This window comes from Streptomyces boluensis (assembly GCF_009908195.1).
Classification (GTDB): domain Bacteria; phylum Actinomycetota; class Actinomycetes; order Streptomycetales; family Streptomycetaceae; genus Streptomyces; species Streptomyces boluensis.
Genome location: NZ_JAAAHS010000327.1, coordinates 1 through 8,787, shown reverse-complemented (window position 1 = coordinate 8,787; position 8,787 = coordinate 1). Strand labels below are relative to the sequence as shown.

Genomic DNA, 8,787 nt, shown 5'->3' with positions numbered 1-8,787 from the left:
GTACGAGAGCCCGTACGGACCGTCGTACGGGCTCTCGTACGCACCCACGTCCCGTTCCGCGAGCCGGTGGGACTCCTGGGCCAGGGCGTCCGCGCGCCGGGCCGCCGCGAGTGCGGCCGCCGCGTCCGACGTGGCGAGCGACTCGGCCAGGGCCAGGTGCCGCTGCGCCTCCGCGAGCCGGGTCCTGGCCTCGCTGCCGACGGCGCCGCGGCGCGTCGTGACGTAGTCGGCGGCGGCCCCGACGGCGCTGCGCGCGGTCAGCGTGGCCTGGTCGAGCAGGGCGCGGGCGCGCTGGTCGGTGATCTCGCGCTCGCGGGCGCCGTCGAGCGCCTCGTCGAGCGCCGCGTCGGCCTCCTCGATCCGGCGCAGCGCGTCGATCGGGTCGAAGCGCCCCGCGTCGAGCTCGCCCCGCACGTCCTGGACGACCGACTCGGCGCGCGCGATCCGGCCCTGAAGGTCGGCCGTGGACGTGCCTTCGGCCGTGCCCTTGAGCAGCCCGCGGGCCTCCGCCAGGTCGGTCTCGGTCTCGGTGAGCGCGCCGGGCAGCTTCCCGCTGGCCTCGGCGATCTCCACGGCGAGCCGGTCCACCGCGTCCACGAGCGTGCCCGCCTGGTCGAGGGCGCCCTCGGCGGCCCGCAGGTGCACCGCCGCCCGGCCGTTGTCCTTCGCGGTCACGCACTCGCGGGCGAGGCCGAGTTGGGCCTCGGCGAAGACCAGGCGTTCGCGCGCCTCGTCGACGTGGCCTGCGACCGGGGCGGACGCGGAGCCGGCGTACCGGCCGGCGAGTGCGGTGAGTGTCGCGGCGGCGGTGTCGGCCCGCGCGCCGACCTGCCCGAACTCGTCCTCGGCGTGCGCCAGGGCGTCCGGGGCGTGCTGTTCGAGGGCGCGCAGCCGGTCGAAGTCGGCGCTCTCGGCGTCGAGCCGCCGGTTGGCCTCGGTGCAGCGGCGGATGATCTCGTCGAGCATCCGCCGCCTCGTCGCGTCGTCCTCAGGGAAGGAGTCGTCGAGCTGCTGCCGCACCCGGAACGCGTCGGTCAGCTCGGCGGTGGCGTACGTGACGGCCGCACCGAACCGGGCGACCGCCTCGTCCCCGAACTGGGCGGTGGCGAAGCCGAGTTCCTCGGTGCTCGTGCGGATCGCGTCGTCGGTCTGCACCAGCAGGCGCCGGGCCTTTGAGTCGAGCTCGGGCAGCGGCGTGGGCGGCGGCGCGCGCTCGCCGCCGTGCGGGGTGGTGCGGGTGGCGGCCCGCCGCTTGCGCCGGGTGTACGCGTACGCGGCGAGGGCGCCCGCGCCGCCGACCGCGACGATCGGCAGCACCAGGTCGCCGGCGACCGGTTCGGACTCCGCGCCCGGGTCGGCCCGGCCGGGGGTGATCGCCGGGGTGGGCACGGGCTGTCCGGCGAGCACGGCGCGGTAGCCGTCGGCGGCGCCGATCGCGGCGCCCGCCCAGTCGCGCTGCCGCAGCGCGGGCACGATCGCGGTGGCCGACACGTCGCGCAGCTGGGCGTCGGTGAGCCGGGAGTCCTCGGCCACGGAGGTGGCGTACTGCCGGTCGCCGGTCGCGACGGCGAGCAGCACGTCGTCGGCGCCCAGGCCGTTGCGACGTGCGGTCTCATCGGCCCAGCTCCGGGAGTCGCGGCCGGAGAAGTCCCGTACGTACACGACGAAAAGCTGGACCCCGCGGTCGTCGTAGAGCCGGTCGAGGGCGGTGTCGACGGCGCCCTCGCGGTCGCCGAGCGCGCCCACCCGGTCGGTGATCTGCCCGTCGCCGGAGAGCTTCACCGGATCGTCGGCGCGCGCCGTGCCCGGTGGGGGCAGGAGCAGGAGGCCGAGGGCGGCGAGCGCGGCGAGTGCTGCCCGGCCGGCTATGCAGGGCAGCGAACGGGAAGGCGTCACATGCTGGAGCGTATGTCCCGATATGCCCGGTCGCGACCGGGCGGCTCCAGCGCCGGGAACGGGCCGTCGTGGCTCAGCGGCCGCGCCGCCGGATCGTGTTCCCCAGCCACACCAGCGGGTCGTACTTGCGGTCGGCGGCCCGTTCCTTCAGCGGGATCAGGGCGTTGTCGGTGATCTTGATGTGTTCGGGGCACACCTCGGTGCAGCACTTGGTGATGTTGCAGTAGCCGAGCCCGTGCTCGTCCTGGGCCGTCGTCTTGCGGTCGAGTCCTTCGGCGTCGGCGGCGTCCAGCGGGTGCATGTCCAGCTCGGCGACGCGCATCAGGAAGCGCGGACCGGCGAACGCGCCCTTGTTCTCCTCGTGGTCGCGCACCACATGACAGGTGTCCTGGCACAGGAAGCACTCGATGCACTTACGGAACTCCTGCGAGCGGTCCACGTCCTCCTGCTTCATCCGGTACTCGCCGGGGCCGAGCTCGGCAGGCGGCACGAACGCCGGGACCTCGCGGGCCTTCGCGTAGTTGAAGCCCACGTCCGTGACGAGGTCGCGGATCACCGGGAACGCCCGCAGCGGAGTCACCGTGATGACCTCGTCCCGGGTGAACGTCGACATCCGCGTCATGCAGAGGAGCCGCGGCCGCCCGTTGATCTCCGCCGAGCACGAACCGCACTTGCCCGCCTTGCAGTTCCACCGCACCGCCAGATCCGGGGCCTGGGTGGCCTGCAGCCGGTGGATGATGTCGAGGACCACTTCGCCGTCGTTGACCTCGACCTTGAAGTCCTCCAGGTCACCGCCGTCGACGTTCCCCCGCCAGAGCCTGAAGGCTGCTTCGTAGGCACTCACTCGTGGAGCTCCTCTTCGGTGAGGTACTTGACCAGCTCCTCCTTCTCGAAGAGGGCGAGCAGGTCGGGACGGATGGGCTCGGTCTCCTCGCGGGACAGCCTGATCTGGCCGCGTACCGGGTCCGCCGCGAGGCCGCCGGTCGGGTCGGCGAGCCGGCAAAGCAGGTTGGCGCGCCGCCACTGCCGGTCCATGCCCGGCCAGTCCTCGCGGGTGTGCCCGCCGCGCGACTCGGAGCGCTCAAGGGCGGCCCGCGCCACGCACTCCGAGACGAGCAGCATGTTGCGCAGGTCGAGGGCGAGGTGCCAGCCGGGGTTGAACTGCCGGTGCCCCTCGACCCCGGCCCGGCGGGCCCGCACCCGCAGCTCGGCCAGCTTCTGCAGGGCCTCGGCCATCTCGTGCTCCCGGCGGATGATCCCGACCAGGTCGTTCATCGTCTTCTGCAGCTCCTGGTGCAGGGTGTACGGGTTCTCCCCGACACCCTCGTCCTCCTCGCCCGGCCCCTCCGCCGAGAACGGCCGCAGCGCCTCCGCCGCCGCCGCGTCGACCTGGTCCTCGTCCACGACCGGCCGTACGTCGAGCCCGGCCGCGTACCGCGCGGCGTGCAGCCCGGCCCGCCGCCCGAAGACAAGCAGGTCGGACAGGGAGTTGCCGCCGAGCCGGTTGGAGCCGTGCATGCCGCCCGCGACCTCCCCGGCCGCGTAGAGCCCCGGCACCCCGCGCGCCGCCGCCGAGTCCGAGTCGACCGCGATGCCGCCCATCACGTAGTGACAGGTCGGGCCGACCTCCATCGCCTCGGCGGTGATGTCGACGTCGGCCAGCTCCTTGAACTGGTGGTACATGGACGGCAGTCGGCGCCGTACGACCTCGGCGGGCATCCGCGTCGACACGTCGAGGAACACCCCGCCGTGCGGTGAGCCGCGGCCCGCCTTCACCTCGGAGTTGATGGCGCGGGCGACCTCGTCGCGCGGCAGCAGCTCAGGAGGCCGCCGATTGTGGTCCGGGTCGTCGTACCAGCGGTCGCCCTCCGCCTCCGACTCCGCGTACTTCTCCTTGAAGACGTCCGGGATGTAGTCGAACATGAACCGCTTGCCCTCGGAGTTCCGCAGCACTCCGCCGTCCCCGCGCACCGACTCGGTGACGAGGATGCCCTTCACGGACGGCGGCCAGACCATGCCGGTCGGGTGGAACTGCACGAACTCCATGTTGAGGAGCGGGGCGCCCGCGAGCAGGGCGAGCGCATGGCCGTCACCCGTGTACTCCCACGAGTTGGACGTGACCTTGAAGGACTTGCCGATGCCGCCCGTCGCGATCACCACGGAGGGCGCCTCGATGACGAAGAACCGCCCGGACTCCCGCTCGTAGCAGAAGACCCCGGAGACCCGACCCTCTTCGTCCTTCACGATCCGGGTGACCGTGCACTCCTGGAAGACCTTCAACCCGGCCTCGTAGTCGCCGTGTTCGCGGAAGTCCTCCTGCTGCAGCCCGACGATCCTCTGCTGGAGCGTGCGGATCAGCTCAAGGCCGGTACGGTCGCCGACGTGCGCGAGCCGCGGGTACTCGTGCCCGCCGAAGTTGCGCTGCGAGATCCGCCCGTCCGCGGTGCGGTCGAAGAGGGCGCCCCAGGTCTCCAACTCCCATACGCGGTCCGGGGCTTCGCGCGCGTGCAGCTCGGCCATCCGCCACTGGTTGAGGAACTTGCCGCCGCGCATCGTGTCCCGGAAGTGCACCCGCCAGTCGTCGCCGTCATTGACGTTGCCCATCGCGGCGGCGATACCGCCCTCGGCCATCACGGTGTGCGCCTTGCCGAACAGCGACTTGCAGATCACCGCGGTACGGGCGCCCTGCGCACGCGCCTCGATGGCGGCACGGAGGCCGGCGCCGCCCGCGCCCACGACGACCACGTCCCACTGCTGCCGCTCCACCTGAGTCATCGAGGCACCCTTCCTAGAAGAACCGCGGATCGGCGAAGACACCGGAGGCGACGAGGTACACGTAGAAGTCGGCGACGGCCACACTGATCAACGAGGCCCAGGCGAGCTGCATATGACGGGCATTCAGCTTCCCGGCCCACTGCCACGCCCGGTACCGCACCGGGTGCCTGGAGAAGTGCTTCAGCTTGCCGCCGACGATGTGCCGGCAGGAGTGGCAGGACAGCGTGTACGCCCAGATCAGCCCGATGTTGACCACCATCACCACGGTCCCGAGCCCCATGTGCCCCCACGCGTAGTGCTCGTCACGGAAGGCGAGCACGGTGTCGTACGTGAGGATCCCCGCCACCGGCACGGCCGCGTAGAAGAAGTACCGGTGGACGTTCTGCAGGATCAGCGGGAAGCGGGTCTCACCGCTGTACTTCCGGTGCGGCTCGGCCACCGCGCAGGCGGGCGGCGAGGCCCAGAAGCCCCGGTAGTAGGCCTTGCGGTAGTAGTAGCAGGTCAGCCGGAAGCCGAGCGGGAAGATCAGGATGAGGAGCGCGGGCGAAAGCCCCCACCAGCTCCCGAAGATCTCCCAGTTGGGCCCGCCCTTCATCGGTACGCAGTTCTCCGCCAGGCACGGCGAGTAGAACGGCGAGACGTAGGGCGCCGCGTAGTAGTGCGCGTTGCCGAAGGCCCGCCAGGTCGAGTAGACGACGAAGGCGAGCAGCCCGGCGGCGGTCAGCGCGGGCGACAGCCACCAGCGGTCGGTGCGCAGATGCCGGGCGGCGATGGCGGCCCGCGAGGCGCCGCGCACCCCGCCCGCGGGATCGAGGTCGGGTTCGGTGCCAGTGGCCAACGAGATCTCCTGGGGGAGAGCTTCCGGGGGTGTGGCGGAGTCAGGGCGCGCGCCGGTCGGGGGCGCCCAGGCCCTCGTCGTCGACGTCCGACCACAGCGAGCGGTCGTAGGGCTGGTCGGGAATGCGGATCACCTCGGGTCGCGCGGCCGCGGCCGGTGCGGGCGAGGCGGCCCGCAGCAGCGCGAGGCTGTCGCGCAGATGGTCGGCGTCCGTACGCACCCGGCGGATGTCGAGCCCGCCGTCGAGCTGTGCCTCGATCCGCCCGACCGAGCGCGTGAGCTCGTCGAGGCAGCGCTGCGCGGCCGTCAATTCGTCCTGCAGGGACATGACTTGCCCTCACTTCCGCGGTCGCGGGTGGCAATGCTCATGCGCCTGAGAGTGTCGCGCGTCACATCCCGGCTTGTGAAGGGATCGGTACGGATTGACCGCTTCGGTACGCGGACCGGCCGGACGAAGCACACCCGCGCCCGCGTCTGACCGCCGCGCGGGGCGTGCCCGCGCCCGTGCCGGTGCCTGATCGCCGTACGACGTGTGCCCCTGCCCGCTCCTGACGGCCGTACGGGGGACGGCGGGCCGGTGTCGTTGGGCTCAACGGGTGGCCTTCCGGCGGTGTGTCGCCGTGTCTGTGGCGCGGGCGCGCATCGGTCCCCTTCAGTGGGGCGATAGGTGTGATCAACTCTTTTATGCCGCCAAACGTGATCAAACCCGGCCCACACCGGTATCGGGCGGCCGGGCGAGCCCCGGAGGTACCAAGCCATGGCCCGACTCGATTCGGCCGGCGCCAGAGCGCGCCACGTCCGCAGAGCAGCCGCCCTCCTCACCACGGGCGTCCTCGCCGTCCCCGCTCTGGCCGGCTGCGGCTCGACCGACGAGTCCGGCGCCCCCGCCGCCGGCCAGGACATCGCGCCCGCCGCGCGTGACCTGGTCGCCGACGGGGGCAAGGCCACCTGGGCCGTCGACGGACTGCCGCAGACCCTCAACTCCTTCCAGGCGGACGCCGATGCCGCCACCAACCGCATCGCGGGAGCTGTCCTGCCGTCGATGTTCACGCTCGACGCGAAGGGCCGCCCGCAGGCCAACCCGGACTTCCTGGAGAAGGCCGAGATCATCGAGCGCGAGCCCAAGCAGGTCGTGCTCTACAAGCTCAACCAGCAGGCGGTGTGGAGCGACGGCCGGGAGATCGGCGCCGCCGACTTCGCCGCCCAGTGGCGCGCGCTCTCCGGCAAGGACAGCGCGTACTGGACCGCCCGCAACGCCGGGTACGACCGCATCGAGAAGGTCGAGCGCGGCGCCAACGACCTGGAGGTACGGGTCACCTTCGGCAAGCCGTACGCGGACTGGCGCTCGCTGTTCTCGCCGCTGTACCCGAAGGACGTCATGGGCACGCCCGACACCTTCAACGACGGGGCGCGGGCCAAGCTGAAGACCTCGGCGGGCCCGTTCCGCATCGGGGCCACGGACCGCAAGGCCGGCGAGATGACGCTGGTCCGCAACCCGCGCTGGTGGGGCGAGCCCGCGAAGCTGGAGCAGCTGGTCTTCCGCGCCGTACCCCGCGACAAGCGGGCCGAGGCGCTCGCCCAGGGCAAGGTCGACCTGGCCGAGATCGGCAGCGCGGAGGCGGAGCGGATCACGCTCGCCGCCCGCGACCGCGGCGCCCGGGGCCCGCTGAGCCACGGCCCCGGCGCCGACCGCACCCCCGCGCAGGCGCTCCGCTCCTGGGCGCTCGCGCACGGCGCGAAGGGCGAGGAGAAGGCGGAGTCCGAGACCGAGGCCCGCCAGAAGAACCGCAAGGCGATCAAGAAGTACGCGGAGCAGCAGACCGGACTGCGCGGCTTCCAGGTCCGCAAGTCCCTCGAACCGGCTTACACCCAGCTCGCGTTGAACGGCGCGGAGGGCCCGCTCGCCGATGAGCGGGTGCGCCGCGCGGTGGCCCGCGCGATCAATCGCGCCGAGCTCGCCGAGCTCGTACTGAAGCCGCTCGGCCTGCCCGCGAAGCCGGTCGGCAGCCACCTGGCACTCGCCGGGCAGCACGCCTACGCCGACAGCAGCGACGCCCTCGGTACGCAGGACACCGCCGAGGCGCGCGCGCTCCTCGCCGACGCCGGCTGGGAGCCGGGCGCAGTGGTCGAGGAGAAGACCGCGGGCTCAGAGTCCAAGAAGAAGGCGGCCGAGAAGTCCGAGGACGGCGCGGGCGGGTCCGAGGGCGACGGCTCGTACATCGTCGGCCAGGACGACAAGCCGGGCGACGCCGACACCGGGCACCGGGCGGGTCTGGGCGTGGCCGGTCAGCAGGCGGCGCTCAGCCGCCAGGCCGAGTCGGTACTCCGCGAGGCGAAGCCGGAGGCCAAGCGGGACGCCAAGCGCGAGGCGAAGCGGGAGGCGCAGCGGGACGCCAAGCGCGAGGCCCGGCGCGAGGAGAACAAGGAGAAGAAGCAGGCCGCGCAGCAGGCCAAGCCCCAGGGCGGCGCCCCCGGCGCCTACGCCCCCAAGGGCACCGCGGCCCCGAAGGGCAGCGACGCACCCAAGAAGTCGGAGAAGTCGGCGAAGAAGAAGGGGCGCGGTGCCGCCAAGGCGGCCGGTGGTCCGCTCGCCAAGGACGGCAAGGCGCTGACCCTGCGCTTCGTACTCCCCTCCGGGCCCGGCTCGGAGTCGCTGCGCGCCGTCGGCGACAAGATCTCCGCGATGCTGCAGCGCATCGGCATCCGCACGGAGATCCAGAAGGTGGCCGACGACAGCTACTTCAAGGACCACATCGCGTCCGGTCAGTACGACATGGCGCTGTACTCGTGGCCCGGTTCCGCCTACCCGGCCACCGACGGGCGCCCGATCTTCGCCAAGCCGGAGCCCGCGGCGGACGGTTCGCTGACCGTCGAGCAGAACTACACGCGGGTCGGCACCGACCACATCGACCAGCTGTTCGAGCAGGCGGCGGCCGAGCTCGACGAGGAGAAGGCGCGCGAACTGGTCCGTAAGGCCGACGCCCGGATCTGGGCCGCGGCCGGTTCCATCCCGCTCTACCAGCGGCCGCAGCTGTACGCGGCGCGGCCGAAGCTGGCCAACGTGGGGGCGTTCGGGTTCGAGGCGCCGCACTTCGAGGACATCGGGTTCCTCAAGCCTGCCCCTGCGGGAGGGCCGGCGAAGGGGAAGAAGTAGTCGTAGTCGCCGACTGCTCGCGCAACGTTCAGCTCAGAAGTGGCTCAAGTTCCTTGCCCGCCGGTGCGTCCGGCGGGCAAGGTGCTTTCCGTACCCATTGACCTGCGTTTTCTCACCCCACCCC

At 72.3% G+C, this 8,787-nt stretch carries 6 protein-coding genes; 1 reads left to right on the top strand and 5 read right to left on the bottom strand.

Features of this window, described 5'->3' with window-relative positions; all coding sequences use genetic code 11:
- The 5 genes from GUY60_RS29455 to GUY60_RS29435 all read right to left on the bottom strand — a co-directional run.
- Positions 1-1,896: TPM domain-containing protein (locus tag GUY60_RS29455; protein ID WP_312866476.1), on the bottom strand; the 1,896-nt coding region annotated here is incomplete at its 3' end.
- A 73-nt stretch (positions 1,897-1,969) separates the two neighbouring features.
- Positions 1,970-2,740 carry a succinate dehydrogenase/fumarate reductase iron-sulfur subunit gene (locus tag GUY60_RS29450; RefSeq protein WP_161703257.1) on the bottom strand — a complete coding sequence of 257 codons (771 nt, stop codon included), beginning with the start codon at positions 2,738-2,740 and terminating at the stop codon, positions 1,970-1,972.
- Positions 2,737-4,671: a fumarate reductase/succinate dehydrogenase flavoprotein subunit gene (locus tag GUY60_RS29445; protein ID WP_161703255.1), complete on the bottom strand. Its 1,935-nt coding sequence runs from the start codon at positions 4,669-4,671 to the stop codon at positions 2,737-2,739. Before GUY60_RS29445 ends, GUY60_RS29450 begins: the two co-directional genes overlap by 4 nt.
- Before the next feature lie 13 nt (positions 4,672-4,684).
- The gene (gene sdhC / locus GUY60_RS29440) at positions 4,685-5,509 is read right to left on the bottom strand and encodes a succinate dehydrogenase subunit SdhC (protein WP_161703253.1); all 825 of its coding nucleotides are present in this window, start codon (positions 5,507-5,509) and stop codon (positions 4,685-4,687) included.
- Positions 5,510-5,549: 40 nt separating this feature from the next.
- Positions 5,550-5,837 (bottom strand): Rv0250c family protein, encoded by a 288-nt coding sequence (locus GUY60_RS29435; protein WP_161703251.1) that lies wholly within the window; start codon positions 5,835-5,837, stop codon positions 5,550-5,552.
- 429 nt (positions 5,838-6,266) lie between these two features.
- Here GUY60_RS29435 and GUY60_RS29430 point away from each other — a divergent pair, with 429 nt between their 5' ends.
- On the top strand, positions 6,267-8,663 hold the full coding sequence (locus GUY60_RS29430) for an ABC transporter family substrate-binding protein (protein WP_161703249.1): 2,397 nt from the start codon (positions 6,267-6,269) through the stop codon (positions 8,661-8,663).
- Positions 8,664-8,787 lie beyond the last annotated feature (124 nt).

What these genes read in the sequence shown, in the direction of transcription:
- GUY60_RS29445 (WP_161703255.1), bottom strand. Translation starts at nt 4,671, where the DNA reads ATGACTCAGGTGGAGCGGCAGCAGTGGGACGTGGTCGTCGTGGGCGCG.
- GUY60_RS29435 (WP_161703251.1), bottom strand. Translation starts at nt 5,837, where the DNA reads ATGTCCCTGCAGGACGAATTGACGGCCGCGCAGCGCTGCCTCGACGAG.
- GUY60_RS29430 (WP_161703249.1), top strand. Translation starts at nt 6,267, where the DNA reads ATGGCCCGACTCGATTCGGCCGGCGCCAGAGCGCGCCACGTCCGCAGA.